At 69.9% G+C, this 26,544-nt stretch carries 23 protein-coding genes; 5 read left to right on the forward strand and 18 right to left on the reverse strand.

Features of this window, described 5'->3' with window-relative positions; all coding sequences use genetic code 11:
* Positions 1-12 precede the first annotated feature (12 nt).
* A complete protein-coding gene (locus tag M1203_RS19520; RefSeq protein WP_249951040.1) occupies positions 13-735 on the reverse strand; it encodes an MBL fold metallo-hydrolase in 723 nt (240 codons plus the stop codon).
* Positions 736-913: 178 nt separating this feature from the next.
* Here M1203_RS19520 and M1203_RS19525 point away from each other — a divergent pair, with 178 nt between their 5' ends.
* Positions 914-1,711: a peptidylprolyl isomerase gene (locus M1203_RS19525; protein ID WP_249951041.1), complete on the forward strand. Its 798-nt coding sequence runs from the start codon at positions 914-916 to the stop codon at positions 1,709-1,711.
* Positions 1,712-1,861: 150 nt separating this feature from the next.
* A complete protein-coding gene (locus M1203_RS19530) occupies positions 1,862-3,091 on the forward strand; it encodes a DUF349 domain-containing protein (RefSeq protein ID WP_249951042.1) in 1,230 nt (409 codons plus the stop codon).
* Positions 3,092-3,225: 134 nt separating this feature from the next.
* On the opposite strand, the gene M1203_RS19535 is transcribed toward M1203_RS19530, so the two are convergent.
* The 15 genes from M1203_RS19535 to pgsA form a co-directional block, all read right to left on the reverse strand.
* Complete coding sequence (locus M1203_RS19535; protein WP_249951043.1) at positions 3,226-5,781, reverse strand: bifunctional (p)ppGpp synthetase/guanosine-3',5'-bis(diphosphate) 3'-pyrophosphohydrolase; 2,556 nt, start codon at positions 5,779-5,781, stop codon at positions 3,226-3,228.
* 159 nt (positions 5,782-5,940) lie between these two features.
* Positions 5,941-6,486, reverse strand: coding sequence for an adenine phosphoribosyltransferase (locus tag M1203_RS19540; protein WP_249951044.1), 546 nt, complete (start codon positions 6,484-6,486; stop codon positions 5,941-5,943).
* The gene (gene secF, locus M1203_RS19545) at positions 6,483-7,631 is read right to left on the reverse strand and encodes a protein translocase subunit SecF (RefSeq protein WP_249951045.1); all 1,149 of its coding nucleotides are present in this window, start codon (positions 7,629-7,631) and stop codon (positions 6,483-6,485) included. The genes M1203_RS19540 and secF overlap by 4 nt, the downstream gene beginning before the upstream one ends.
* Position 7,632: 1 nt before the next feature.
* Entirely contained in the window at positions 7,633-9,417 is a 1,785-nt protein-coding gene (gene secD / locus M1203_RS19550) for a protein translocase subunit SecD (RefSeq protein ID WP_249951046.1), read from the reverse strand.
* A gap of 144 nt (positions 9,418-9,561) precedes the next feature.
* Positions 9,562-10,008: a preprotein translocase subunit YajC gene (yajC, locus tag M1203_RS19555; protein WP_249951047.1), complete on the reverse strand. Its 447-nt coding sequence runs from the start codon at positions 10,006-10,008 to the stop codon at positions 9,562-9,564.
* A gap of 165 nt (positions 10,009-10,173) precedes the next feature.
* Positions 10,174-11,256 (reverse strand): Holliday junction branch migration DNA helicase RuvB, encoded by a 1,083-nt coding sequence (gene ruvB / locus M1203_RS19560; protein WP_249951048.1) that lies wholly within the window; start codon positions 11,254-11,256, stop codon positions 10,174-10,176.
* A gap of 76 nt (positions 11,257-11,332) precedes the next feature.
* Complete coding sequence (ruvA, locus tag M1203_RS19565; RefSeq protein WP_249951049.1) at positions 11,333-11,956, reverse strand: Holliday junction branch migration protein RuvA; 624 nt, start codon at positions 11,954-11,956, stop codon at positions 11,333-11,335.
* Positions 11,953-12,510, reverse strand: coding sequence for a crossover junction endodeoxyribonuclease RuvC (ruvC, locus tag M1203_RS19570; protein ID WP_249951050.1), 558 nt, complete (start codon positions 12,508-12,510; stop codon positions 11,953-11,955). Before ruvC ends, ruvA begins: the two co-directional genes overlap by 4 nt.
* 115 nt (positions 12,511-12,625) lie before the next feature.
* Positions 12,626-13,378 carry a YebC/PmpR family DNA-binding transcriptional regulator gene (locus M1203_RS19575; RefSeq protein ID WP_249951051.1) on the reverse strand — a complete coding sequence of 251 codons (753 nt, stop codon included), beginning with the start codon at positions 13,376-13,378 and terminating at the stop codon, positions 12,626-12,628.
* Between the two features lie 62 nt (positions 13,379-13,440).
* Complete coding sequence (pdxT, locus tag M1203_RS19580; RefSeq protein WP_249951052.1) at positions 13,441-14,031, reverse strand: pyridoxal 5'-phosphate synthase glutaminase subunit PdxT; 591 nt, start codon at positions 14,029-14,031, stop codon at positions 13,441-13,443.
* Between the two features lie 6 nt (positions 14,032-14,037).
* On the reverse strand, positions 14,038-14,952 hold the full coding sequence (gene pdxS / locus M1203_RS19585; RefSeq protein ID WP_030355468.1) for a pyridoxal 5'-phosphate synthase lyase subunit PdxS: 915 nt from the start codon (positions 14,950-14,952) through the stop codon (positions 14,038-14,040).
* A 108-nt stretch (positions 14,953-15,060) separates the two neighbouring features.
* Complete coding sequence (locus M1203_RS19590; RefSeq protein ID WP_249951053.1) at positions 15,061-15,603, reverse strand: hypothetical protein; 543 nt, start codon at positions 15,601-15,603, stop codon at positions 15,061-15,063.
* A gap of 454 nt (positions 15,604-16,057) precedes the next feature.
* Entirely contained in the window at positions 16,058-17,257 is a 1,200-nt protein-coding gene (locus M1203_RS19595; RefSeq protein ID WP_249951054.1) for a glycosyltransferase family 4 protein, read from the reverse strand.
* Positions 17,254-18,159: a phosphatidylinositol mannoside acyltransferase gene (locus M1203_RS19600; RefSeq protein WP_249951055.1), complete on the reverse strand. Its 906-nt coding sequence runs from the start codon at positions 18,157-18,159 to the stop codon at positions 17,254-17,256. Before M1203_RS19600 ends, M1203_RS19595 begins: the two co-directional genes overlap by 4 nt.
* Entirely contained in the window at positions 18,156-18,815 is a 660-nt protein-coding gene (gene pgsA, locus M1203_RS19605; protein ID WP_249951056.1) for a phosphatidylinositol phosphate synthase, read from the reverse strand. The genes M1203_RS19600 and pgsA overlap by 4 nt, the downstream gene beginning before the upstream one ends.
* A gap of 295 nt (positions 18,816-19,110) precedes the next feature.
* On the opposite strand from pgsA, the gene M1203_RS19610 reads away from it, so the two are divergent.
* Both M1203_RS19610 and M1203_RS19615 read left to right on the forward strand, forming a co-directional pair.
* A complete protein-coding gene (locus M1203_RS19610; protein WP_249951057.1) occupies positions 19,111-21,318 on the forward strand; it encodes an elongation factor G-like protein EF-G2 in 2,208 nt (735 codons plus the stop codon).
* A 191-nt stretch (positions 21,319-21,509) separates the two neighbouring features.
* Complete coding sequence (locus M1203_RS19615; protein WP_249951058.1) at positions 21,510-23,165, forward strand: hypothetical protein; 1,656 nt, start codon at positions 21,510-21,512, stop codon at positions 23,163-23,165.
* A gap of 25 nt (positions 23,166-23,190) precedes the next feature.
* Here M1203_RS19615 and M1203_RS19620 read toward each other — a convergent pair whose 3' ends face one another.
* Positions 23,191-23,754: an HIT domain-containing protein gene (locus M1203_RS19620; protein WP_249951059.1), complete on the reverse strand. Its 564-nt coding sequence runs from the start codon at positions 23,752-23,754 to the stop codon at positions 23,191-23,193.
* A gap of 66 nt (positions 23,755-23,820) precedes the next feature.
* Between M1203_RS19620 and M1203_RS19625 the strand changes: the two genes are divergently transcribed.
* On the forward strand, positions 23,821-24,504 hold the full coding sequence (locus M1203_RS19625) for a potassium channel family protein (protein ID WP_249951060.1): 684 nt from the start codon (positions 23,821-23,823) through the stop codon (positions 24,502-24,504).
* Between the two features lie 44 nt (positions 24,505-24,548).
* Here M1203_RS19625 and thrS read toward each other — a convergent pair whose 3' ends face one another.
* Positions 24,549-26,525 carry a threonine--tRNA ligase gene (thrS, locus tag M1203_RS19630; RefSeq protein WP_249951061.1) on the reverse strand — a complete coding sequence of 659 codons (1,977 nt, stop codon included), beginning with the start codon at positions 26,523-26,525 and terminating at the stop codon, positions 24,549-24,551.
* Positions 26,526-26,544 lie beyond the last annotated feature (19 nt).

The following is a 26,544-nucleotide window of genomic DNA, read 5'->3' on the forward strand; positions in this document are numbered from 1 at the left end:
GAGATCGGTGCTTCACAATCCTCGTCGCGGTGCGGCGGTGGGGCCGCTTCCGTAGCCGGCGGCCAGCTCCCTGAGGTGGGGGTTGGTGGCGCGCTCGCGGCCGATGGTCGTCTGGGGGCCGTGTCCGGACAGCACCACGGTCGAATCGTCGAGCGGCAGGCACACCCGTGCCAGCGACTCCTTCATCTCGGCGTGGTCGCCACCGGGCATATCGGTGCGTCCGATGGAGCCGGCGAAGAGCAGGTCGCCCGTGAAGAGGACCGGCGGGATATCGGCACCACCGACCGCCTCGGGCGTTCCGTACGCCACCGACCCCTTGGTATGGCCCGGCGCGTGCGCGACGGTGAACTCCAGGCCCGCCAGCGCCAGTTGAGCGCCGTCGGTCAGCTCCTTGACGTCGTCGGGCTCCCCCACGGTCAGCTCGCCCATCAGCGGCATCCCGATCGAGCGGCCGATGCCCTTCTCGGGGTCGCTCATCATGTAGCGGTCCGCGGGGTGGATCCATGCCGGTACGTCATGTGCCCCGCACACGGGGACGACCGAGGCGACATGGTCGATGTGCCCATGGGTCAGGATGACGGCGACGGGCTTGAGCCGGTGCTTGCGCACCGCGTCCTCGACACCCTGAGCGGCCTGGTGGCCCGGGTCGATGATCACGCACTCCTCACCCGCGGCGGGGGCGACCAGATAGCAGTTGGTCCCCCAGGCCCCGGCGGGGAACCCGGCAATGAGCACGATCGTCCTTATATGTCGTCCGTCGGGAGAATGCAGCAGTTCAGAGACTACCGGCGGTCATCGAGCCAGTGCGAACCCATATCCACAGCGAACCCATATACCGTACGGGCTCGGGCCTGTCTGGCAGGCCCGGAATCAGGCCGGACAGGATCACACACAGATACGAGGAGTGGACCCGGTGGTCAACAGCGATCAGCGGCGGCGGCAGCTCGCCCGGGAGAAGTTCGAGCGGCAGCAGCAGCGCCGGACCGAGGCCCGGCAGAAAGCGAAGCGCCGCAACGTCATCATCGCGTCGGTGCTTGCCGTGGTGGTGCTCGCGGGAGCCGCGGCGTACGCCTCGGTCGGTCTGTCGGACGGCGACAGCAGCGACAAGGCTGCCAGTCCTGAATCGAGCGCCTCGGCCACCGCCTCGCCCTCGCCGAGCGAGAGCAGCGAGCCCGAGCCGAAGATGACCATCGACAAGAACGCCACGTACACGATGGCGCTCAAGACGAGCCAGGGCGATATCTCCATCGAGATGGACGCCAAGAAGACACCGCACACGGTGAACTCGTTCAAGGCGCTCGCGGACAAGAAGTACTTCGACAACACGAAGTGTCACCGGCTGACCACCGAGGGGATCTTCGTGCTCCAGTGCGGCGATCCGAAGGGCGACGGCACCGGCGGTCCCGGCTACACGATCGAGGACGAGAATCTGACGGCGCTGGGCAAGGCGGGCGCCGACGGCTCGGTCACGTACCCGGCGGGGACGGTCGCGATGGCCAATACCGGCCAGCCGCACACCGGCGGCAGCCAGTTCTTCCTCGTCTACAAGGACACCAAACTCCCGCCCAGCTACACGCCGTTCGGGACCATGGATGACGCCGGCCTGAAGACGGTGGAAGCGGTGGCGAAGGCCGGAGTGGACGGCGGCACGGGCGACGGCGCGCCCAAGAAGACCGTCACCGTGGAGAAGGGCACGGTCGACAAGGCGTGACCCTGTGAATTTCGGCCGTGCTGAGTGCGGACAGCCGGGCGGCCGGTCGCCTAGATTGGCGTTGTGCAGGGCGGGCGCAGCCCGTCCCAGGAAACTGTGGATGATGCCCGGGGGCCACACCCCTCACGGACATCAGGTGGAGGAGGCGCTGTGAGCAGCGACCCGTGGGGCCGTGTCGATGAGACGGGCACCGTGTACGTGCGTACGGCCGAGGGCGAGCAGGTCGTCGGATCGTGGCAGGCTGGCTCTCCGGAGGAGGCTCTGGCCTATTTCGAGCGCAAGTACGAGGGCCTGGTTGTCGAGATCGGCCTCCTCGAACGGCGGGTGAAGACCACCGATCTGTCCTCGAAGGATGCGACGACGGCGATCGAGCATCTGCGAGGCCAGGTCGACGAACACCACGCCGTCGGCGATCTCGAAGCGCTGCGCAAGCGGCTCGACGCGCTGGTGGCGACGGTCGATTCGCGCCGTGAGGAGCGCAAGGCGCAGCGGGCGAAGCAGACCGACGAGGCGCGGCACGCCAAGGAGGCGCTGGTCACCGAGGCGGAGGAGCTGGCGCAGAGCGACCAGTGGCGGTCGGCCGGTGAGCGGCTGCGGGCGCTGGTGGACACCTGGAAGGGCCTGCCGAGGCTGGACCGGAAGTCCGACGACGAGCTGTGGCACCGCTTCTCGCACGCCCGTTCCGCGTTCTCCAAGCGCCGCAAGGCCCACTTCGCGGCGCTCGACGCGCAGCGCGAGGACGCCCGTAAGGCCAAGGAGAAGCTGGTCGCGGAGGCCGAATCGCTGTCCGGCTCCACCGACTGGGGCGGTACGGCCGCCCGCTACCGCGAGCTGATGACCGAGTGGAAGGCGGCGGGCCGCGCCCAGCGCGAGGCCGAGGACGATCTGTGGAACCGCTTCCGCGGCGCCCAGGACGTCTTCTTCGCCGCGCGCGGGGAGGTCTTCGCCGAGCGGGACGCCGAGCAGACCGAGAACCTCAAGATCAAGGAGGATCTCGCGACCGAGGCGGAGCGGCTGGTGCCGGTCACCGACCTCAAGGCGGCCAGGGCCGCGTTCCGGGCGCTCAATGAGCGCTGGGAGGCCGTCGGCCATGTACCGCGTGACGCCAGGCCCAAGGTCGAGGGCCGGATGCACGCGGTGGAGCGGGCGCTTCAGGAGTCCGAGGAGAACGAGTGGCGCCGGACGAACCCGGAGGCGCGGGCACGCGCCGCGGGTCTGACGGGTCAGCTCCAGGGCGCGGTGGACAAGCTGCGTACGCAGATCGACGCGGCGCGCGCGGCGGGCAACAACGCCAAGGCGGACAAGCTCGTCAAGGAGCTGGAGGGCCGGCAGGCCCTGCTGGACCAGGCCCTGAAGGGTCTCCAGGAGTTCGGCGGCTGACCGGACCCGCCCGGCGCGTCCGCGTCCGGCAGACGCGCGTCCGACAGCCGAAGGGGCTCCCCGCATCCGCCGCGGGGAGCCCCTTCGTCCATGGCCCCTCCAGGGGCCTTGCGGGCCTTACGGCCTGGCGGGCCTTACGGCCTGCGCGCCGAGGTGACCCGGTAGACGTCGTAGACGCCCTCCACGCCCCGTACCGCCTTCAGTACGTGTCCCAGGTGCTTCGGATCGCCCATCTCGAAGGTGAACCGGGAGGTGGCGACCCGGTCGCGGGAGGTCTGGACGGCCGCGGACAGGATGTTCACATGCTGGTCGGACAGGACGCGGGTGACGTCCGACAGCAGCCGGGAACGGTCCAGCGCCTCGACCTGGATGGCGACCAGGAAGACCGACGACTGGGTCGGCGCCCACTCGACTTCGAGGATCCGCTCGGGCTGCTGGGAGAGCGAGTCGACATTGACGCAGTCGGCGCGGTGCACCGAGACTCCACTGCCGCGCGTGACGAAGCCGATGATCGGGTCGCCCGGGACCGGCGTACAGCAGCGGGCGAGCTTGACCCAGACGTCCTCGACGCCCTTGACGACCACACCTGGGTCGGCGTTGGCGCGGCGCTTGCCGCGGCCGTGCGAGGGCGGGGCGCTCTCGGCGATGTCCTCGTTGGCCGCCTCCTCGCCGCCGAGAGCCTGCACGAGCTTCTGTACGACGCCCTGCGCGGCCACATGGCCCTCGCCGATCGCCGCGTACAGGGACGAGATGTCGGGATAGCGCATCTCGTGTGCGAGCGTGACCAGCGAGTCGCCGGTGAGGATGCGCTGGATCGGCAGGTTCTGTTTGCGCATGGCCCGCGCGATGGCGTCCTTGCCCTGCTCGATCGCCTCGTCGCGGCGCTCCTTGGAGAACCAGGCGCGGATCTTGTTCCTGGCCCGCGGCGACTTGACGAAGCCGAGCCAGTCCCGCGAGGGGCCCGCCCCGGACGCCTTGGAGGTGAAGACCTCCACCAGATCGCCGTTGTCCAGCGTCGATTCGAGCGGTACGAGCCGCCCGTTGACCCGTGCTCCTATGGTGCGGTGGCCGACTTCGGTGTGTACGGCGTACGCGAAGTCGACGGGCGTGGCACCGGCGGGCAGCGCTATGACATCGCCCTTGGGCGTGAAGACGAAGACCTCGTTGCGGGACAGATCGAAGCGGAGCGACTCCAGGAACTCGCTGGGGTCCTCGGTCTCCTTCTGCCAGTCCAGCAGCTGGCGCAGCCACGCCATGTCGTTGACGGTGTCCTGGCCGGCGCCCTTGCCCGCGTTCCTGGGCACGTCCGTACGCACCTTGGAGGCGCCCGCGACGGCCTCCTGCTTGTACTTCCAGTGCGCGGCGATGCCGTACTCGGCGCGGCGGTGCATGTCGAACGTACGGATCTGGAGCTCGACGGGCTTGCCGTTGGGCCCGATCACCGTCGTGTGCAGCGACTGGTACATGTTGAACTTGGGCATCGCGATGTAGTCCTTGAACCGGCCGGGAACCGGATTCCACCGCGCGTGGACGGTGCCGAGCGCCGCGTAGCAGTCACGGACGGTGTCGACGAGGACGCGAATGCCCACCAGGTCGTAGATCTCCGCGAAGTCCCGGCCGCGGACGATCATCTTCTGGTAGACGCTGTAGTAGTGCTTCGGCCGGCCGGTGACGGTGGCCTTGATCCGGGCGGCGCGCAGATCCGACTGGACCTCGTCGGTCACTATGGCCAGATACTCGTCCCGCTTGGGGGCGCGCTCCGCGACGAGCCGGACGATCTCGTCGTACATCTTCGGGTAGAGGATCGCGAAGGCGAGGTCCTCCAGCTCCCACTTGATGGTGTTCATGCCCAGCCGATGAGCCAGGGGCGCGTAGATCTCCAGCGTCTCGCGGGCCTTCTTCTCCTGCTTCTCCCGCTTGAGATAGCGCATGGTGCGCATGTTGTGCAGCCGGTCGGCGAGCTTGATGACCAGGACCCGGGGGTCCTTGGCCATGGCGACGACCATCTTGCGTACGGTCTCCGCCTGTGCCGCCTCGCCGAACTTGACCTTGTCCAGCTTGGTGACGCCGTCGACGAGCAGCGCCACCTGGTCGCCGAAGTCGCGGCGCAGGGTGTCGAGCCCGTACTCGGTGTCCTCGACGGTGTCGTGCAGCAGACCCGCCATCAGAGTGGCCGGGTCCATGCCCAGCTCCGCGAGGATCGTCGTCACCGCGAGCGGATGGGTGATGTACGGGTCGCCGCTCTTGCGCTTCTGACCTCGGTGCCAGCGCTCGGCGACCTGGTAGGCGCGCTCGATCTGGCGGAGCGTGGCGGTCTCGATCTTCGGGTCGTTGCCCCGCACGGTCCGCAGGAGCGGTTCGAGCACCGGGTTGTACGGCGAGGAGCGCTGCACCCCGAGCCGGGCGAGCCGGGCCCGTACACGATTGGAGGACCCGCCGGAGCGCGGCGTGGCCGTGGAGCCCGGCTTGGGGGCGCTGACGGGCGTGCCGGGGCGCTCCGGGGGCGCGGTGGGCAGGGGCGCCGGGGACGCTCCCGCGGGGCGCGCGTCCGAGGTCTCCGCGGACGCGCGGGCGGCCTTCTCCTCCGCCGCGACCGCGGCCTTGTGCCGCGACACGGCTGATGCCGCCGCGGCCTGCTCGGCGGAGTGATCGGGCGTTGCGGCGGCCAGTGGCTGGACCTCTTCTGGCAAGGGCGCTCCTCGTGCGGATCCAGGTCCCCCGGTCAGGCCCGGAGGTTCCATCGTATCGACCTCGGGCGTACCTCTCGCCCCAGGATCCTGGAGCCCACAGAACGACGGACGGGCACCCGGTTGTTCCCGGGTGCCCGTCCGTACGGGTCGAAGGGCCGCTCAGAGCGTGATCAGAGCCTCCAGCGGGGCCCCGCGCAGGGCGGGCTCCAGCCTGGCCCGGCCGCCCAGGAAACCCAGCTCCATCAGGACCGCGACGCCCACCACCTCGGCGCCGGCCCGCCGGACCAGCTCCAGCGAGGCCTCGGCCGTACCGCCGGTGGCCAGCACGTCGTCGATGACGAGAACCCGGTCGTCCTGGTCCAGGTCCTCCGCGTGGACCTCGATCTCCGCGGAGCCGTACTCCAGCTCGTACGCCTGCGACAGCGTCGCGCCGGGGAGCTTGCCCGCCTTGCGTACGGGGATGAAGCCGACGCCCGCCCGGACCGCCACAGGGGCCGCCAGGATGAAGCCGCGGGCCTCCAGGCCCACGATCTTCGTCGCGCCATGCCGCGCGCACAGCTCCGCGAGCGCGTCGGTCAGCGCCGTGAAGGCCTTCGGGTCGGCCAGCAGCGGAGTGATGTCCTTGAAGACCACGCCCGGCTCGGGGTAGTCCGCGACATCACGGATGCGGCTGAGAAGCAGCTCCCGCGTACTGGGGTCGGTCACCGACGCCTCCCCGAACCCGACGGGCGGCCACGGCCGCCCCGGCCCCGCTGACCGGCGACAGCGGCAGCAGGTGCCGGTGCTCCCGGAACCACGTCCTCCGGGCCGCCCTCGGCGTCGTCGGCATCGGCAGCGTCAGCCGCGTCGTCGGAGGGGCCCTCGGCCGACTCACCCTTGGCGGCGGCGGAGGCCCGCTTGGCGAGCACCCGCTTCTTCAGCGCCTTGATCTGCGGGTCGCGTTCCTTCAGGTCGGCGACGAGCGGCGTGGCGATGAAGATCGAGGAGTACGCACCGGCGGCGAGGCCGACGAAGAGCGAGAGCGAGATGTCGTTCAGCATGCCGGCGCCGAGGAAACCGCCGCCGATGAAGAGCAGCCCGGCGACCGGCAGCAGCGCGACCACGGTGGTGTTGATGGAACGCACCAGCGTGCTGTTGATCGAGCGGTTGGCGATCTCGCTGTAGGTCCAGCGGGTCTGCTTGGTGATCCCGTTCGACCCCTCCTTGAGACTGTCGAAGACGACGACGGTGTCGTAGAGGGAGTAACCGAGGATGGTGAGCAGACCGATCACCGTACCCGGGGTGACCTCGAAGCCGACCAGTGCGTACACACCGACGGTGATGGTGAGGTCATGGATCAGTGCGATCAGTGCCGCGACCGCCATGCGCCATTCGAAGGCGATCGCCAGATAGATCACCACCAGGACCATGAAGATCCCCAGGCCCGTCCAGGCCTTGTTGGCGATGGTCGCGCCCCAGCTCGGACCGACGAGGTCGGCGTTGATGTCCGCCTCGTTGACGTTCAGGTCCTTGGCGAGCTGCGTCCGCACGCTGTCGGCCTGCTTGGTGTCCAGTTCGGTGACCTGGATCCGCATGCTGCCGTTGCCGAGCTTCTGGACGATCGCGTCATGGCCGGAGGCCTCTTGGGCGTCCGTCCTGGCCTGCGTCACGGAGACGCTCGTGCTCGGGATGGTGAAGACCGCACCCCCCTTGAACTCGATGCCCATGTTGAGGCCGCGCACCATCACGCCCGCGATGGCGGTGATGGTGATCAGGATCGAGAGCGCGTACCAGAACTTGCGCTTCCCGATGAAGTCGTAGCCGACTTCGCCGCGGTAGAGCCGGGCGCCGAGTGCGCCGAGTCGCGACATCTCACGCCTCCTTCGGGTCGGTGTGAGCGCTGACACGGCGGGAGCGGCGCAGCGGGGGCTTGGCGCCGAGCCGCTTGGGGTCCAGTCCGGACCAGGCATGGCCGCTGGCGAAGAACTTCGTGCGGGCCAGGATCGTCATCACCGGCTTGGTGAAGAAGAACACCACGACCACGTCGAGGAGTGTGGTCAGGCCGAGGGTGAACGCGAAGCCCTGGACCTTGCCGACCGTGACGAGGAACAGCACGGCGGCGGCGAGGAACGATACGAAGTCGGAGACCAGGATCGTACGCCGGGCGCGCGGCCAGGCGCGTTCGACGGCGGGCCTGAGCGTGCGGCCCTCGCGGATCTCGTCGCGGATGCGCTCGAAGTAGACGATGAACGAGTCCGCGGTGATACCGATGGCGACGATCGCGCCGCACACGGCGGGCAGGTTCAGCGCGAAGCCGATACCCGGGCCGAGCAGCGCCATGATCGTGTACGTCATGATGCCCGAGGCGCCGAGGCTGAGGATCGCGATACCGGCGAGGCCGCGGTAGTAGGTGACCAGGTAGATGACCACCAGAGCGAGGCCGATCGCACCGGCGATCAGACCCGCCTGGAGCTGCTCACCGCCGAGCGCGGCGGTGACCGTCGTGGCGCTCTGCTCCTGGAAGGTGAGCGGCAGCGCGCCGTAGGACAGGATGTTGGCCAGGTCCTGGGCGGACTGCTGGGTGAAGCTGCCCGAGATCTCGGCGCTGCCGCCGAGCGTCTGGCTCACCGAGGGCGCCGAGACGACATTGCCGTCGAGCACGATGGCGAACTGGTTCATCGGCGGCTGCTGCTGGGAGAGCTTGCCGGTGATGGACTGGAACTTCTTCGTACCGGCGCTGCTGAAGTCCATCGTGACGATCCACATGCCACGCTGCTGGTCGAGAACGCCCTTGGCGTCGTCGACGTCCGTGCCCTCCAGCTCGGCGGGGCCGAGGATGTACTTCTCCCACTCACCGCCGGAGTTGGTGCCGCAGGCCACGATCGTGTCCTTGGGCGTGGCTCCCTGGTTGGCCTTGGTGCGCGCGGCCTGGTCGGTGCAGTCCAGGTCCGTGAACTTCTTCTCCAGCGCGGCCGTCGCCGGGTCGGCGGAGGGCGTGGCGGAGGGGTCGGGGCTGTCCGAGGAGGCGGGCTTGTCCGACTCGGACGCGCCCGGGGAGGGCGTCTCGTCCTTCAGTGCGTCCGTGACGGCGCGGCCCTGAGAGGTGGAGCTCGCCGACGGGTCGGGGCTACCGGCCGACTCGTCGCTCGACGGGTCGCCCGCGGAGGGAGAGGGGGAGCCGCTCGGCGAACCGCTGGGAGAACCGCTCGGGGAGCCGCTGGTGGAGGGCTCCGGAGCGGCCGGACCGCCCGCGGCGACCGTCAGTACCGGCCGGAAGTACAGCTGGGCCGTGGTGCCGACCTGTTCACGGGCCTGCTTCTCGTTCGTCCCCTTGGGGATGTTGACGATGATGTTGCTGCTGCCCTGGGTCTGGACCTCGGCCTCCGAGACACCAAGACCGTTGACACGCCGCTCGATGATGCTGACGGCGGTGTCCATATTGGTCTTGTTGATCGCGTTCGGCTGGCCCGGCGTGTTCTTCGCCTGGAGCGTGATGCTCGTGCCGCCGGCGAGGTCGATCCCCAGGCGTGGGGTGACATGACCGGACCAGAACATCCCGCCCGTGAGGGCGACCATGGCAATCAGGAACAGCGCCAGGGTGCGCCCTGGCCTGCCTGGGGACCCCGCTTGCCTGCGGCCCTTATTAGGTGCTGCCACCTTCTCGTTTCTCCCTGTCCAACCGCCCCACGCCGGGTGTGCGCCGGAGCGGCCACGAAGTGTAGTGGGGACCTGCCCCCGCGGAATTCCAGCGCAACCGTACGCCGCGACGGGCCGCTGAGCGGCCCGTCGGCACGGTCGGGACTACTTGGCGCCGGCCTCGCCGTCGGCCTTGCCGTCCTTGGGCTCGGCGTCGTCGGCCTCGGGCTTCTTGCCCAGGTCGATCTTGGCGTCGTCCGGGGTGCCGTCGGTCTCGGTCAGCGAGGAGGCGTCGTCCGGGACGACCGGGGCGTCGAGCTTGAGGTCGTCGTCGCCGTGCACGATGCGGTTGTACTCGTCGTCGTCCAGGACGGCGCCGATGGCGTTCTTGGCGTAGACGGCGTGGACGCCCGGAGCGACCTCCAGAAGGACCGTGTCGTCGTGCACCTCCTTGACGGTGGCGTACATGCCCCCGATGGTGCGGATGCCGGTGCCGGGCTGCATTTCGTCGCGCATCTGTGCGGCGGCCTGCTGCTTCTTCTTGGCGGACCGGGTCATCAGGAACATGGCCCCGATGAGCACGATGAAGGGGAGGAGGGTCACGAGACTCACGGGCGGGAACTTCCTTCGCACGACCGCGCTGTCGAGCGGCCTGGTATACGGGGGTGGGCATGCCGACCCGGAAGGGCGGCATCGGCGGAGTCTAAGCGAGTCCGCTTCGTTGGAACAACGCCCAGCATCGCACCGGGGTTCCTGACCGCGCGAGTGTCGTCGCCCTCACGCCCCGAACAGACCCTGTTGTCCGCTCGCTCCCGGGGCCTGCTGAGGCGGGACGAGCCCCAGGTGTGCCCAGGCGGCGGGGGTGGCGACCCGGCCGCGCGGAGTGCGGGCGAGCAGTCCCTCCCGTACGAGAAAGGGCTCCGCGACCTCCTCGACCGTCTCGCGCTCCTCCCCCACGGCCACCGCCAGGGTCGACAGACCGACAGGGCCGCCGCCGAAGAGCTTGAGCAGGGCTTTCAGCACGGCGCGGTCGAGCCGGTCCAGGCCACGGGCGTCGACCTCGTACACCCCGAGGGCCACGGCCGCCACCTCGCGGTTGATGACGCCGTCCGCCTTGACCTGCGCGTAGTCGCGTACGCGCCGCAGCAGCCGGTTGGCGATACGGGGCGTGCCGCGGGAGCGCCCGGCGATCTCCGCCGCGCCCTCGGTATCGATCTCCAGGTCGAGGAGATGGGCGGAGCGGTGGATCACGCGCTCCAGCTCCGTGCTCTCGTAGAACTCCATATGGCCGGTGAAACCGAAGCGGTCGCGCAGCGGGGGCGGCAGCAGTCCGGCCCGGGTGGTGGCGCCCACCAGGGTGAACGGCGGCAGCTCCAGCGGGATGGCGGTGGCGCCCGGGCCCTTGCCGACGATCACGTCGACCCGGAAGTCCTCCATCGCCATGTAGAGCATTTCCTCGGCGGGCCGGGACATCCGGTGGATCTCGTCCAGGAAGAGGACCTCACCCTCCTGGAGGGAGGAGAGGATCGCCGCGAGATCGCCTGCGTGCTGGATGGCGGGCCCCGAGGTGATCCGGATCGGGGCGTTCATCTCGGCGGCGATGATCATGGAGAGGGTGGTCTTGCCGAGCCCGGGGGCGCCGGAGAGCAGTACGTGATCGGCGGTCGCGCCACGCGCCAGGGCGGCTTTCAGCACCAGGTCGAGCTGCTCGCGCACCCGCTCCTGGCCGACGAACTCACCCAGCGACTTGGGCCGCAGCGCCGCCTCGACGGCCTGGTCCTCGCCATCGGCGGACGAGCCGACGAGCCGATCGGCGAGATCGTCCGGCGGGGTCCCGCCGCTGCTGTCGTCCCAGTTCACTCTGTTTCACCTCGGGAAAGGGGCGCGTCGCTGGACGGCCCTTGACGTACGGCGCTGAGGGGCGGACAGGGCCGGCTCAACGCGTTCGGTTCAGACTCTGGAGCGCGGCCCGCAGCAGTCGCGGCACGGGCGGCTGCGCCCCCTCGGCGAGCGCCGCCTCGGCCTGCGGGGTGACCAGCGCGACCGCGTCGTCGGCCTCGCGGGTGGCGTAGCCGAGTCCGATCAGGGCGGCGTGCAGCTGGTCGCTCCAGGAGGCGGAAACGGCGGAACCGATGCCCTGCCCGCCGACCGCGCCGACCGGTTCGCCGAGCCGGTCCTTCAATTCGAGCAGCAGCTTCTGGGCGCCCTTCTTGCCGATGCCGGGGACCGCCGTCAGCGCCTTCTCGTCGCCCGTGGAGACCGCGATACGCAGCGCGTCCGGGCTGTGCACGGCGAGCATGGCCTGCGCCAGCCTGGGGCCCACCCCGCTCGCCGTCTGCAACAGCTCGAAGGTCTGGCGTTCGTCGTCGTCCGCGAAGCCGTACAGGGTCAGCGAGTCCTCCCGCACGACCAGGGACGTGGCGAGCCTCGCCTCCTGGCCGACGCGCAGCCCGGCGAGCGTGCCGGGCGTGCACTGGACGGCCATGCCGACGCCGCCGACCTCGACCACCGCCGTGGTCGGGGCGAGGGCGGCGACCGGGCCGCTGACGAAAGCGATCATCGCGTGACCTTCCGTACGGATGCGGTGGTGGGGATGCGGGAGGGGCGGGCCGCCTCCTGCGCCCGCTGGAGCCGGTTCAGCGCGGGGGCACGCCAGATATGGCAGATGGCGAGCGCCAGGGCGTCGGCGGCGTCGGCCGGCTTCGGCGGGGCGTCGAGGCGCAGCAGCCGGGTCACCATCGCGCCGACCTGGGCCTTGTCCGCACGGCCACTGCCGGTGATGGCCGCCTTGACCTCGCTGGGGGTGTGCAGGGCCACGGGGATGTCGCGGCGCGCGGCGCAGAGCATGGCGATCGCGCTGGCCTGCGCAGTGCCCATGACCGTACGCACATTGTGCTGGGCGAACACCCGCTCCACCGCGACGAGTTCGGGCCGGTGCTCGTCCAGCCAGGCCTCGATGCCCTGCTCGATGGCGACGAGCCGCCGGCCTGCCTCCGCGTCCGGGGGCGTACGGACCACGCCGACGCCGAGCATGGCCAGCGGACGGCCCGCGACGCCCTCGACGACGCCCACACCGCACCGGGTCAGCCCGGGGTCAACTCCCAGCACCCGCATGGCGCCCCCTCCCTCGGTCAAATGTTCCCGCTGATCAGCACAGTATCGGTCGTCACTGACAACGCGACGGGCCGACGGGAGTGCGTGTCCCGTCGGCCCGTCAGATGAAGCCGTGTCAGGCGTCGACCTTCTCCATCACATCATCGGAGACATCGAAGTTGGCGAAGACGTTCTGTACGTCGTCGCTGTCCTCAAGGGCGTCGATCAGCTTGAAGATCTTGCGCGCACCCTCCTCGTCCAGCTCGACCTGCATGGTCGGGACGAAGTTGGCGTCGGCGGAGTCGTAGTCGATACCCGCCTCCTGGAGGGCGGTGCGCACCGCGACCAGATCGGTCGCCTCGCTGAGCACCTCGAAGGACTCACCGAGGTCATTGACCTCCTCGGCGCCCGCGTCGAGCACCGCGCCCAGGACGTCGTCCTCGCCCAGCTCGCCCTTGGGGACGATCACGACGCCCTTGCGGTTGAAGAGATACGAGACGGAGCCCGGGTCGGCCATCGAGCCACCGTTACGGGTCATGGCGACGCGGACGTCGGAGGCGGCGCGGTTGCGGTTGTCGGTCAGACACTCGATGAGCACCGCGACACCGTTCGGGCCGTATCCCTCGTACATGATCGTCTCGTAGTCGGCGCCACCGGCCTCAAGACCGGCGCCGCGCTTGACGGCCGAGTCGATGTTCTTGTTCGGCACCGAGCTCTTCTTCGCCTTCTGGATGGCGTCGAAGAGGGTGGGGTTACCGTCGACATCGGCGCCCCCCGTACGGGCCGCGACCTCGATGTTCTTGATCAGCTTCGCGAAGAGCTTGCCGCGCTTGGCATCGATCACGGCCTTCTTGTGCTTCGTCGTAGCCCATTTAGAGTGGCCGGACATCTGCCTGTCTCCTTCGCGTAACCCATCCTGCTCCGTTCGGCAGCGATCCTACCGGGATCCCGTCACCCCGCGGAGCGCACCATGTCTGTGAAGAACCGGTGCAGCCTGTGGTCGCCCGTCAGCTCCGGATGGAACGAGGTGGCGAGGGCGTTGCCCTGCCGTACGGCGACGACATGGCCCCCGTACTCCGCGAGCACCCGCACCTCCGCGCCGACCGACTCGACCCAGGGGGCCCGGATGAAGACGCCCTCCACGGGACCGCCGTCCACACCGCTGACCTCGACAGCCGCCTCGAAGGACTCGTTCTGCCTGCCGAAGGCGTTCCGGCGGACGATCATGTCGATCCCGCCGACCGTCTCCTGGCCCGAGCGCGGGTCGAGGATCTTCTCGGCGAGCATGATCATCCCGGCGCAGGTGCCGTAGACCGGCATCCCGGCCCTTACGCGCTCCCGCAGCGGCTCCAGCATGCCGAAGAGCGCCGCCAGCTTGGACATCGTGGTGGACTCGCCGCCCGGGATCACCAGCCCCTCGACGCCGTCGAGCTCGGCCGGGCGCCTGACGGTCCTGGCCTCGGCTCCCGCCGCCGCCAGGGCCGCCAGATGTTCCCGGACGTCGCCCTGGAGTGCCAGGACGCCGATCACAGGGGTGCTCATCGCGGGTTACCAGCCACGGTTCGCGTAGCGCTCGGCCTCGGGAAGGGTGTCGCAGTTGATGCCGACCATGGCCTCGCCCAAGTTGCGGGACGCCTCCGCGATGACCTTCGGGTCGTCGTAGAAGGTGGTGGCCTTCACGATCGCCGCGGCGCGCTTGGCCGGGTCACCGGACTTGAAGATGCCGGAGCCGACGAAGACGCCCTCGGCGCCGAGCTGGCGCATCAGCGCGGCGTCGGCGGGGGTGGCGACACCACCCGCGGAGAACAGCACCACCGGCAGCTTGCCGAGCGCCGCGACCTCCTTGACGATCTCGTACGGCGCGCGCAGCTCCTTGGCGGCGGCGTACAGCTCGTTGTTGTCGAACCCGCGCAGCCTGGCGATCTCGTTCTTGATCTGCCGCAGATGCCTGACGGCCTCCACGACATTGCCGGTGCCCGCCTCGCCCTTGGAGCGGATCATCGCCGCGCCCTCACCGATCCGGCGCAGCGCCTCACCCAGGTTGGTGGCCCCACAGACGAAGGGCGTGGTGAACGCCCACTTGTCGGAGTGGTTGACCTCGTCGGCCGGGGTCAGCACCTCGGACTCGTCGATGTAGTCGACGCCGAGCGACTGAAGGACCTGGGCCTCCACGAAGTGGCCGATCCGGGACTTGGCCATCACCGGGATCGAGACCGCGTCGATGATGCCCTCGATCATGTCCGGGTCGGACATCCGAGCAACGCCGCCGTCCTTACGGATATCGGCGGGCACCCGCTCCAGCGCCATCACGGCGACCGCTCCGGCGTCCTCGGCGATCTTCGCCTGCTCCGGCGTGACGACGTCCATGATCACACCCCCCTTGAGCTGCTCGGCCATACCGCGCTTCACACGCGCGGTGCCGGTTTCGGGGGACTGGGGAACGGTGGGAAGCGTGGTGGACACGGAGCGACCTCACTGGCTGAAAGCGATGGGGAAATGCACCCCAAGAAAACGCCCCCCGACCAGTCCACAGCAAGGGCCAATAACCAGGCGGTGGCTCGTTTCGCGGGCTCAGGCCGGGCGGTCGGCCAGCGCGACCGGCGGCTCGTCGTCCATCTCGAACGCGAGCGGAAACGGCGCGTGGCCGGCGAGCCGGAACCAGCGGACCTTGCGGTGCCGCCGCAGGGCGCGGGCCGCGCGTACGGAGTCGTTGTGGAACCGTCGCGCCATGGGTACGCGCCGAACCGCGGCGGCGAGCTCCCCGGCGGCGTCCTCGCCCCCGGGGGCGGCCTGCACCGCCTCCACCTGCGCGGCCTCTCCGAAGACGGCCCGCAGCGCCTGACTCAACTCGCTCTCCGCGACCTCCCGCTGCTCCTCCTCGGCCTGCCGGGCGGCGTGCGCGGCCTGATACAGGACGATCGACGCGGCCGGATCGAGCACGCCGGAAGAGGCCAGTTCCTGAGTGACCGAGGCACGCCGCAGCAACTGGGCGTCGAGGGCGGCGCGGGCGGCGTCGATGCGGGCGTGGAGGCGGTCGAGGCGGCCGGCGGTCCAGCTGAGGTAGAGGCCGATCGCGACGACGGCGACGACGATCCAGATAAGGGTCTCGATCACAACGGGCAACGGTATCGCCTTCCGGCGGGGGGTCGTTGCGGGTGCGTGCGTTGTGGTGCCGGGGGCCGCGGTCTCCGGAGGTACATGTCCGGACGGCATGATTTACGGCGCGACCCTGGCCAGACGATGGTTCGGGCGTCCGCGCGCCACAAATCACGCTTTAGTGTCCGGACACGCACCTCCTACGACCCCGCCCCCCTCCCCCCGGTGGTCACACTCGGCCTCGCGCACGACCGGGTCGCTTGTGCGGGCGGTGAAGGGGGGCGCGCAGGGGTCGTGTCCGGGACGTAGAGCGTGATTTGTGGCGCGCGACCGCCCGAACCATCGTCTGGGCAGCTGCGCGCTGTAAATCATGCAGTCCCGGACACGACCCCGGAGCGCACCCCGGCAACAACCCGCACCCAACCACCGGCCCCAGCCGAAACGAACCCCGGACACCGACCCCGCCGGGAAGCTATCCGCCAGCGAACATCGCTTCGTTCGAGGACGAGCCGCCCTCCCCCCGCCGCCACAAGCGCCCCACCAGCCCCGTCCGTTCGTCCGCCGCCACCAGCGCCGCCCCGTCCGTCACCGTCTCGTACACCGCCAGAATGTCCGCCGCCACCGTCGACCAGTCGAAGCGCCGCACATGCGCGCTCCCCCGCTCCCGCAGCTCCGCGCGCCTCTCCGTGTCGCCCAGCAGCCGTACCGCCGCCCCCGCCAGCGCGTCCGCGTCCTCGTTCGTGAACAGTTCGCCCGCCGCGCCCTGGTCCAGGACCTGCGCGAACGCGTCCAGGTCGCTCGCCAGCACCGCCGCGCCCGCCGACAGCGCCTCGACGAGGATGATGCCGAAGCTCTCACCGCCCGTGTTGGGCGCGACGTACAGGTCGACGCTGCGCAGCAGCCGCGCCTTGTCCTCGTCGCTGACCATCCCGAGGAATTCGACGCGCTCCCGCATCTCCCTGGGAAGCGACTCCACCGCCTCCTTCTCGTCCCCGCGCCCGGCCACCAGCAGCCGTGTCTCCGGGTAGACGGCGAGGATCTTCGGGAGGGCGTTCATCAGCACCGGCAGGCCCTTGCGCGGCTCGTCGATCCGGCCGATGAAGCCGATGGTCCGCCCCTGCCAGGCCGGATTGACCTCGGCCTTGGCGAAGAAGTCGACATCGACGCCGTTCGGGATGACCACGGCGTCGCCGCCCAGATGCTCGACCAGCGTCCGGCGCGCGTACTCGCTCACCGCGATCCGCGCGCTGATCTTCTCCAGCGCGGGCTGAAGGATCGGGTACGCCGCGATCATCGCGCGCGACCGGGGGTTCGATGTGTGGAACGTCGCGACGATGGGGCCCTGCGCGGCCCAGCAGGTGAGCAGACCGAGCGACGGCGCGGTCGGCTCATGGATATGGATGACGTCGAAAGCGCCGTCGTGCAGCCAGCGCCGTACCCGTGCCGCCGAGAGGAAACCGAAGTTCAGCCGGGCGACCGAGCCGTTGTACGGGACGGGCACGGCGCGGCCGGCCGAGACGACATACGGCGGGAGCGGGGTCTCGTCGTCCGCGGGGGCCAGTACGGACACCTCGTGTCCGAGCCCGATCAGATGTTCCGCCAGGTCCCTGATGTGGAACTGGACGCCGCCCGGTACGTCCCAGGAGTACGGGCAGACGATGCCGATCCTCACTCGGGCCCCCGCTCCAGGTCTTTGAGCCACAGTCGCTGCAGCATGTGCCAGTCCTCCGGGTGCTCGGCGATTCCGTCGGCGAAGGCGTCGGCCATCGCCTGTGTCATCACAGACGTCTTCTCGGCGCGGGTACCTGTCCGAGGCACCTCGATCGCCGGATACACGCGTCCCCGCATGACCGTCGAATCGTCGAACCAGAGCGCCGCCGGCATCAGCAGGGCCCCGGTCTGCTGGGCGAGGAGCGCGGGACCCGCGGGCATCCGGGTGGCGTCCCCGAAGAAGTCGACCTCGATACCGGACGACGACAGATCGCGGTCGGCGACCAGACAGACCAGACCGCCGCTCCGCAGCCGTCGCGCGAGCCGGCCGAAGGCGGAGCCGCCGGTGTGCGGCAGCACCTCCATGCCCAGGCTTTCGCGGTAGGCGACGAACCGGTCGTACAGCGTCTCGGGCTTGAGCCGCTCGGCGACCGTCGTGAACGGCACGCCCTGCCCGCGGGTGAGCCATGCCCCCGCCAGGTCCCAGTTCGCCATGTGCGGCAGGGCGAGCACGACGCCGCGGCCGGAGGTGAGTCCGTCCATCAGCAGGTGGATGTCCTTGATCTCGACGCCCTCGCGTACCCGTTCCGTGCTCCAGGCGGGCAGCCGGAAGGACTCCATCCAGTAGCGCATGTACGAGCGCATCCCGGCCTTGGAGAGCGCGGCGAGCCGTTCGGGCCCGGCGTCGGGCACCACACGCGCGAGATTGGCTTCGAGGCGCAGCACGCTCGGCCCGCGCCGTTTCCACACGGTGTCGGCGATGGTCCGGCCGAGGGCCGTGGCCATGGGCTCCGGGAGCTTCTTGACCGTGCCCCAGCCGAGCCCGTACAGGGCGTCGGTCACACGGTCGCGCGCACCGCTCATGAGGTGGCCCCGCTGTTCCGTGTGGCGGCGTCGGCCTCGGCGGACTCGCGGCGTACGGTGACGACACGCTGGCCGAGTGTGACGACGCTGCCCACGGCGACGATCCACAGGGCGATCGGCAGCAGGATGTCGATGCCCGGGACCCCGAAGCCGTGCAGTCCTGCGAGCCCGGCCGCGACCAGCGAGATGACCAGCCGCTCGGCGCGCTCGACCAGTCCGTTGACGGCCACCGGCAGTCCGATGGACTCGCCCCTGGCCTTGGTGTACGAGACGACCTGGCCGCTGGCCAGGCAGAAGATCGCGACGGCGCACAACATGTTGTTGTCGCCGGTGCCCGCGTACCAGAGCGCGAAGCCCGCGAAGATCGCGCCGTCCGCGACCCGGTCGAGGGTCGAGTCGAGGAACGCGCCCCAGCGGCTGGAGATCCCTGCCTGCCTGGCCATGTTGCCGTCGATGAGATCGGAGAAGACGAAGACGGTGATGACGATGGTGCCCCAGAAGAACTCCCCGCGAGGGAAGAAGACCAGCGCTCCCGCCATCACTCCGGCCGTACCGATGAGCGTGACCGCGTCCGGACTTACTCCACGCCGGAGCAGAAACGCGGCGAACGGTGTGAGAACACGCGTGAAGAATGCACGCGCGTACTTGTTCAGCATGGCCTTCCCGAGGTTCGGTGGGCCGAGTGGCCCCGACGGCCACCGGCTGGGCCCTGCCCGGTGGGTCTCCGTGGGCCTTCGGACAGGACCTGGCCCATCGTAGCCAGGACCCAGGCGCCTCACTCCCGGGCACCCGCACCATGCGGCCGCGTACGACGTATGGACGCACCATGGCCGGAGTGCGAAGCTCGAAGGACCAGCGCGGGCCTCGCCGGAGCTGCCGCGCGGCTCACCCGGCCCGCTCCTCTCTCCACCGTCCCACCGCGGACGCGTGGACGATCGAGAGGCAGGAATCATGGGCGACAAGGCGCGTACACAACCCGGGGCCGCCGGAAGGGCGCCGACGGCCGACCGGCCCGCGTCCGTACGGAACGTGGTGCTGGTGGGCCACAGCGGTTCGGGAAAGACCACCCTGGTCGAGGCCCTCGCGCTCACCGCCGGAGCGGTGAACAGGGCGGGCCGGGTCGAGGACGGCGCGACGGTCTCCGACTACGACGAGATCGAGCACCGCCAGCAACGTTCCGTACAGCTCTCTCTCGTGCCTCTGGAATGGGGCGGGTACAAGATCAATCTACTGGACACCCCCGGCTACGCGGATTTCGTCGGGGAGCTGAGGGCCGGTCTGCGCGCCGCGGACGCGGCCCTTTTCGTTGTGTCGGCGGCCCAAGAGGCGGAGGCCGTGGCGGGTGCGACCCGTACGGTCTGGGACGAGTGCGCGGCGGTCGGAATGCCGCGCGCGATCGTCGTCACCCATCTGGACACGGCGCGCACCGGATTCGACGAGATGACCCGGATCTGCGCGCGGATCTTCGGCGGCGACGACCCGGACGCCGTACTGCCGCTGTACCTCCCGGTGTACGGCGCGCAGGGCCCCGACGGACACGCTCCCGCCACCGGGCTCGTGGGGCTGCTGTCGCGGAAGATCTTCGACTACGCCGCCGGGGAGCGCCGGGAGAATCAGCCGGGACCCGGCGAGCTGCCGCGGATCGAGGAGGCCCGCGACCGGCTGATCGAGGGGATCATCGCGGAGAGCGAGGATGAGACCCTCATGGACCGCTATCTCGGCGGCGGGGAGATCGACGTCAAGACGCTGATCGAGGATCTGGAGAAAGCCGTGGCGCGCGGTGTCTTCCATCCGGTGCTCGCGGCGGCCCCCGCTCCGCCCGGCGCCCGGCAGGGGCTGGGTACGGTCGAGATGCTCGACCTGATCGCCGGCGGCTTCCCGACCCCGCTGGAACGGCCGGCCCCCGCCGTGACCACTCCGGGAGGCACCCCGCGCCCGGAGATCCACTGCGATCCGCAGGGCCCGCTGGTCGCCGAGGTGGTCAAGACCGCCTCGGACCCGTACGTCGGCAGGATCTCTCTCGTACGGGTCTTCTCCGGCACCCTTCGGCCGGACGAGACGGTCCATGTCTCGGGCCATGGCCTCACCGACCGGGGGCACGAGGACCACGACGTCGACGAGCGGATCGGCGCGCTCTCCTCGCCCTTCGGCAAGCAGCAGCGCGTGCTGGCCCACTGCGTCGCCGGTGATCTGGCCTGTGTCGGGAAGCTGTCCCGCGCCGAGACCGGGGACACGCTGTCCGCCCAGGACGATCCGCTCCTGATGGAGCCCTGGACCATGCCCGACCCGCTGCTGCCGCTGGCCGTCGAGGCGCACAGCAAGGCCGACGAGGACAAGCTGTCGCAGGGCCTCGCGCGCTTGGTCGCGGAGGACCCGACGATGCGGCTCGAACACAATCAGGACACCCATCAGGTGGTGCTCTGGTGCCTGGGCGAGGCCCATCGGGAGGTCGCGCTCGACCGGCTGCGCAGCCGGTACGGCGTGCAGGTGGACGCCGTACCGTACCGGGTCGCGCTGCGGGAGACCTTCGGCGAGAGTGCGGCGGGGCGCGGCCGGCATGTGAAGCAGTCCGGTGGCCACGGACAGTTCGCGATCTGCGAGATCGAGGTGGATCCGCTGCCGCCCGGGTCCGGAATCGAGTTCGTCGACAAGGTCGTGGGCGGCGCCGTACCGCGGCAGTTCATCCCCTCCGTCGAGAAGGGCATACGCCTCCAGGCGGCGCGCGGGGTCGCGGCGGGTCATCCGCTCGTCGACATCCGGATCACGCTGCTGGACGGCAAGGCCCACTCGGTGGACTCCTCCGACGCCGCCTTCCAGACGGCGGGCGCGCTGGCGCTGCGCGAGGCGGCGGGTGTCGCGTCCATTCATCTGCTGGAGCCGGTCGCCGAGTTGGCGGTCCTCGTCCCGGACGAGTACGTGGGTCCGGTGATGAGCGATCTGTCCGGCAGGCGCGGCCGGGTGATCGGCACCGAACAGGCCGGGCCGGGACGGACCTTGGTCAAGGCCGAGGTCCCGGAGCTGGAGATCGGACGGTACGCGGTGGACCTGCGGTCGGTCTCGCACGGCACGGGCCGCTTCAGCCGGTCGTACGCGCGCCACGAGCCCATGCCGCCCGGGGTCGCGGACCGGCTGCGCGAGCGGGAGGGGGTTGCGGTCTAAGTCCGTTCCCGGGCCGGACAGTTGCCCCGTTCCAGGCTTCCGGGGTCCGCGTGTGGCGAAAGAGCGCCAGGTCTCCTGACGCGGAGGGCACGGCCCGGTTACGCTGTGGTGCCCAGCTCCAGCAGGTGTGCGGGGCACGCGCGCCGGGCAGTCCGGCCGCGGCAGCGGATCCTTGTGGCGAAGGGGCGTCAGTGGCGGACGACGTATTCGACTTCGGCCCGGGGGCACAGGTCCCGCTCCTGGGTTCGGACGGACAGACCGCGGCGACGCATGCCCTCGCCTCGGCCGCGTACCGGGACAGTCCGGTCGAGGAGATCCTCAAGGCCGACAACGAACGGCACAAGTCCACCGTCTCGAAGGGCAAGTTCTCGCTCTTCGAACCGAATCTGGGCGAGGCGTTCTCCCGTGCCGTACAGCTCCGGATGCTCGGCGGCGGCCGTGGCGCGCTGATCCAGTCCTTCGGCATGGAGCCGCAGACGGTGGTGGAGCACGCCCTGGCGGCGACGCATATCCGCAAGGAGCGTGATGCCAAACTCACCGCCGTGACCGTGGTGTTCGGAGTGCTGTTCCTGCCCGGACTGCTGCTCTGGCTGGGCGTGTTCCAGCTGCGCCGCACGCTGGCCGGGGCCAAGGACAAGCGGACCGGCATGGTGGGCGGCGCCCTGCTGCTCGCGGTGGCGGTGCTGGCCGTGATCGTCATGGTCGCGCTGCCGTTCAACGGCGTGCTCGGCTGGTATCTGCGCGGCATGATCGTCGCGCCCGTCGTCGGCTGGCTGGTCGCCAGGCGGATCTGCGAGACGACGGCGAAGGATCTGCGCGCCCGCTGGGACGGTCTCCTCTCGGGCGGCGGCGTGGGGGCCAAGATCCCCGGCGCCGTGCCGGGGGACCCTGGCGACGCGACCCGGGAGGCGCTGCGCCAGGGCCTGGAGAAGCTCACCGCCGAGCAGCGGTCCAACATGGTCTTCTACGCCGGTGCCAAGGGCATACTGGGCATGGGTACCCGCTGGGGCAGCTGGCAGCTGGCCGAGGAGCTCGTCCCCAAGGACGCGGGCAAGGAGATCCATCAGTTCCGCGCCTATGACGTGATACGGGCGATCCATGACCAGATGAAGCTGCTGGAGCGCGGGCCCCTCAACTCGGGCGGTTTCCCGACGCCTTCGGTGAAGCACTGGATCGTGTCACCGGTCGGCGAGGGCGCGGGCTCGGTGTCCCGGCGCGAGGGCCAGGACGTGGAGGCGTTCCAGGTCAAGCCGCACGAGATTCAGCGCATCTGCAACCACCAGCAGTTCAGCAGCGGCGACCGGCACTATCTGGGCGTGCAGTTCGTCCTCTGGGACGGCCAGCTGGTGATCACCATGATGATCACGGTCACCGTGCTCCACGAGACCCTGCGCGTCGAGGTCACCGGCCATGCCCTGGGCCCGGTGCACTCCCTGTTCACCACGAAGTCCTCGCCGAAGACGGTCACGGTCGCCAAGACGGTCCGGTTCTGGGAGACCACCTCGCGCACGCTGCCCCTGGTGGAGCCGCCCGAGGTGGTGCGGCTCGCGGTCCGCGCGCCCTTCACCTGGTATCCGCCGATCCTGGACTTCCTCGGCGGCAAGCTGTCGCTGCCCGAGCCCTTCGGCCTGCGGCACGCCTGGGCCGATCAGCCCTGGCGCCACCGCTTCATGGCCGATGACGCGATGCGCGCCGCCACCCCGGTGCTGCGGGTGGCTCACAACGCCGCGCTGCGGGTGCTGGAGGAGCACGGCGTGGACACCGAGCGCTTCCGGGGCCGCGCGTCCTCGCTGAGCGGCGCGGTGCAGGACCTGTCGCCGAAGAAGGCCGACGCCTACGACGCGTAGCCGCGCAGACGCGCTGCCGCACCGCCTACGGGCGGTGCGGCCAGGCGTCGGCCAGCATCGCCCGGGTGTCGGCGAGCAGCTGCGGAAGCACCTTCGTATGTCCGACGACGGGCATGAAGTTGGTGTCGCCGCCCCAGCGCGGCACCACATGCTGGTGCAGATGGGCGGCGATCCCGGCCCCGGCCACCGTGCCCTGGTTCATCCCGATGTTGAAGCCGTGCGCGCCGGACGCCGTACGGAGCGCGATCATCGCCCGCTTGGTGAACAGGCCCAGCTCGGCGGTCTCCGCCTCGTCCAGCTCCGTGTAGTCGGCGACATGACGGAACGGCACGACCATCAGATGCCCGCCGTTGTACGGGTAGAGGTTCAGCACCGCGTACACCCGCCGGCCGCGCGCGATCACGAGCCCGTCCTCGTCCGACTTGGACGGGATGGAGCAGAAGGGACAGCCGTCCTCGGCGCCCGGCCCGGTGGGCTTGTTCTCGCCCTGGATATAGGCCATCCGATGGGGCGTCCACAGGCGCTGGAACGCGTCCTGGGTCCCCACTCCGATCTGCTGCTCCGGCTCACTCGTCATGCTGTGCAGCATATGACTTGGGCCCCGTGGAGCGTGTCGCCGGGCCCGCGCCCGACGGGCCCCGGCGATGCTGGGTCGATGCATGTCCGAAATCGTGCCGCCCGGCAGCTCCGCTGGGAGCGGCGTACGGAGTTGCCGCTGCTCGCGGCCTCGGTGCTGTTCCTCCTCTGCTACGCGGTACGCGTCCTGAACCAGGGCCCCGATCCGTTCTGGCGCGACCTCGCGATGGCCGTGGCCCTGCTGATCTGGCTGCTCTTCGCGGTGGACTACGGGGTGCGGCTGGTGCTCAGCGACCAGGGGCTCCGGTTCGTCCGTACGCACTGGCTGGACACCGTCGTACTGGTACTGCCGCTGCTGCGGCCACTGCGGATGGTGAACACCTATGAGACGCTCAAGCGGCGCCGGGACCGCCCCCGGCTCAGTCTGTACGCGCGGGTGATGGCGTACGCCGGGATCACATCCGTCCTGCTGAGCTTCGCCGCCGCCCTCGCCGTCTATCAGCAGGAGCGTGGCGCGCCGGGGGCCACGATCGTCACGTTCGGCGACTCGGTCTGGTGGGCCTGCTCGGCGATCACCACCGTCGGCTACGGCGATGTGACGCCTGTGACGCCGCTCGGCCGGGTGTTCGCGGTGTTCCTGATGGCGTGCGGGCTGGCGCTGCTCGGCGCGGTGACGGGTTCGTTCTCGTCCTGGCTGATCCAGGTCTTCGCCAGGGAGGACAAGGAGGGACCCCCGGGAAGGGCGGGCTCCCCGGGGGTCTAGGACCTCGGTCCTCGGACCTCGGTCCTCGTTTCTCGAAGGTCCTGTCAGACCTGGGCGCGCTCGTCGACGATCTTGGCGATCTTCGCGATGGCCTCGTCGACGGGGATCCCGTTCTCCTGCGAACCGTCGCGGTAGCGGAAGGAGACGGCGCCATTGGCCATGTCCTCATCACCCGCGATGATCATGAACGGAACCTTCTGCTTCTGCGCGTTCCTGATCTTCTTCTGCATACGGTCGGACGACGAGTCCACCTCGACCCGCAGCCCCCTGGCCCGCGCGGCCTTGGCGAACTCCTGGAGATACGGGATGTGCGCGTCGCCGATCGGGATGCCCGTCGCCTGCACCGGGGCCAGCCACGCCGGGAACGCGCCCGCGTAGTGTTCGAGGAGCACCGCGAAGAAGCGCTCGATCGAGCCGAACAGCGCGCGGTGGATCATGACGGGCCGCTGCTTGGACCCGTCGGGCGAGGTGTACTCCAGGTTGAAGCGCTCGGGCAGATTGAAGTCCAGCTGCACGGTCGACATCTGCCACGTACGGCCGATGGCGTCCCGCGCCTGCACCGAGATCTTCGGACCGTAGAACGCGGCGCCGCCCGGGTCGGGGGTCAGCGGCAGGCCCTGCTTCTCGGCCACGGCGCGCAGGACCTCGGTGGCCTCCTCCCACGCCTCGTCCGTGCCGACGAACTTCTCCGGGTCCTTGGTGGACAGCTCCAGATAGAAGTCGGTCAGACCGTAGTCGCGCAGCAGGTTCAGCACGAAGGTGAGCGTCGAGTCCAGCTCGTCCGCCATCTGCTCCTTGGTGCAGTAGATGTGCGCGTCGTCCTGGGTGAAGCCGCGGGCCCGGGTCAGTCCGTGCACGACGCCCGACTTCTCGTACCGGTAGACCGTCCCGAACTCGAAGAGCCGCAGCGGCAGCTCACGGTAGGAGCGGCCCCGCGCGTCGAAGACCAGGTTGTGCATCGGGCAGTTCATGGGCTTGAGGTAGTAGTCCACGCCCTCGTCGAGCTGCATGGGCGGGTACATGCCGTCGGCGTACCAGTCCAGGTGCCCCGACTTCTCGAAGAGCTTCCCCTTGGTGGCGTGGGGCGTGTAGACGAACTCGTAGCCCTCCTCCTCGTGCCGGCGGCGCGAGTAGTCCTCCATCGCCCGGCGGATGACGCCGCCCTTGGGGTGGAAGACCGCGAGACCCGAACCGACCTCGTCGGGGAAGGAGAAGAGGTCCAGCTCGCTGCCGAGCTTGCGGTGGTCGCGCTTCTCGGCCTCGGCCAGGAACTCCAGATGCGCCTTCAGCTCCTCCTTCGACGGCCACGCGGTGCCGTAGATGCGCTGGAGCATCGGGTTCTTCTCGCTGCCGCGCCAGTACGCGGCGGCGTTCCGCATCAGCTTGAACGCCGGGATGTTGCGGGTGCTGGGCAGATGGGGACCGCGGCAGAGGTCCTTCCAGCACAGCTCGCCGGTCTTGGCGTCCAGGTTGTCGTAGATGGTCAGCTCGCCGCCGCCCACCTCGACATCCGCGCCGTCGTCGGTGGAGGCGGCGCCCTTGATGCCGATGAGCTCCAGCTTGTACGGCTCGTCGGCCAGCTCCTCGCGGGCGGCCTCGTCCGTGACGACGCGACGCGAGAAGCGCTGCCCGCGCTTCTGGATCTCCTGCATCTTCTTCTCGATGGCCTTGAGGTCATCGGGGGTGAAGGGGGTCGCCACATCGAAGTCGTAGTAGAAGCCGTCCTTGACCGGCGGGCCGATGCCCAGCTTGGCCTCGGGGTGCAGCTCCTGCACGGCCTGCGCCATGACATGCGCGGTGGAGTGGCGCAGGATGGCCAGACCGTCCTCGGAGGAGATCTCGACGGGCTCGACGACCTCGCCCTCACCGATCTCGTACGCGAGGTCCTTCAGCTCACCGCCCACGCGCGCGGCGATCACGGTGCGCTCACCGGGGAAGAGCTCGGCCGCCGTAGTGCCCGTCGTCACCACGCGCTCTTCCCGCTCGGAATCGCGTTGGATGATCACACGGACGTCTGACACCGGTCTCTCCTGACTCACG

This window comes from Streptomyces sp. 35G-GA-8, assembly GCF_023534745.1.
Taxonomy (GTDB): domain Bacteria; phylum Actinomycetota; class Actinomycetes; order Streptomycetales; family Streptomycetaceae; genus Streptomyces.

Bases quoted from the DNA above. Each gene is read 5' to 3' on its own strand.
- secF (WP_249951045.1), bottom strand. From the start codon at position 7,631: ATGTCGCGACTCGGCGCACTCGGCGCCCGGCTCTACCGCGGCGAAGTC.
- ruvA (WP_249951049.1), bottom strand. From the start codon at position 11,956: ATGATCGCTTTCGTCAGCGGCCCGGTCGCCGCCCTCGCCCCGACCACG.
- ruvC (WP_249951050.1), bottom strand. From the start codon at position 12,510: ATGCGGGTGCTGGGAGTTGACCCCGGGCTGACCCGGTGCGGTGTGGGC.
- M1203_RS19575 (WP_249951051.1), bottom strand. From the start codon at position 13,378: ATGTCCGGCCACTCTAAATGGGCTACGACGAAGCACAAGAAGGCCGTG.
- pdxT (WP_249951052.1), bottom strand. From the start codon at position 14,031: ATGAGCACCCCTGTGATCGGCGTCCTGGCACTCCAGGGCGACGTCCGG.
- M1203_RS19600 (WP_249951055.1), bottom strand. From the start codon at position 18,159: ATGAGCGGTGCGCGCGACCGTGTGACCGACGCCCTGTACGGGCTCGGC.
- pgsA (WP_249951056.1), bottom strand. From the start codon at position 18,815: ATGCTGAACAAGTACGCGCGTGCATTCTTCACGCGTGTTCTCACACCG.
- M1203_RS19610 (WP_249951057.1), top strand. From the start codon at position 19,111: ATGGGCGACAAGGCGCGTACACAACCCGGGGCCGCCGGAAGGGCGCCG.
- M1203_RS19620 (WP_249951059.1), bottom strand. From the start codon at position 23,754: ATGCTGCACAGCATGACGAGTGAGCCGGAGCAGCAGATCGGAGTGGGG.
- M1203_RS19625 (WP_249951060.1), top strand. From the start codon at position 23,821: ATGCATGTCCGAAATCGTGCCGCCCGGCAGCTCCGCTGGGAGCGGCGT.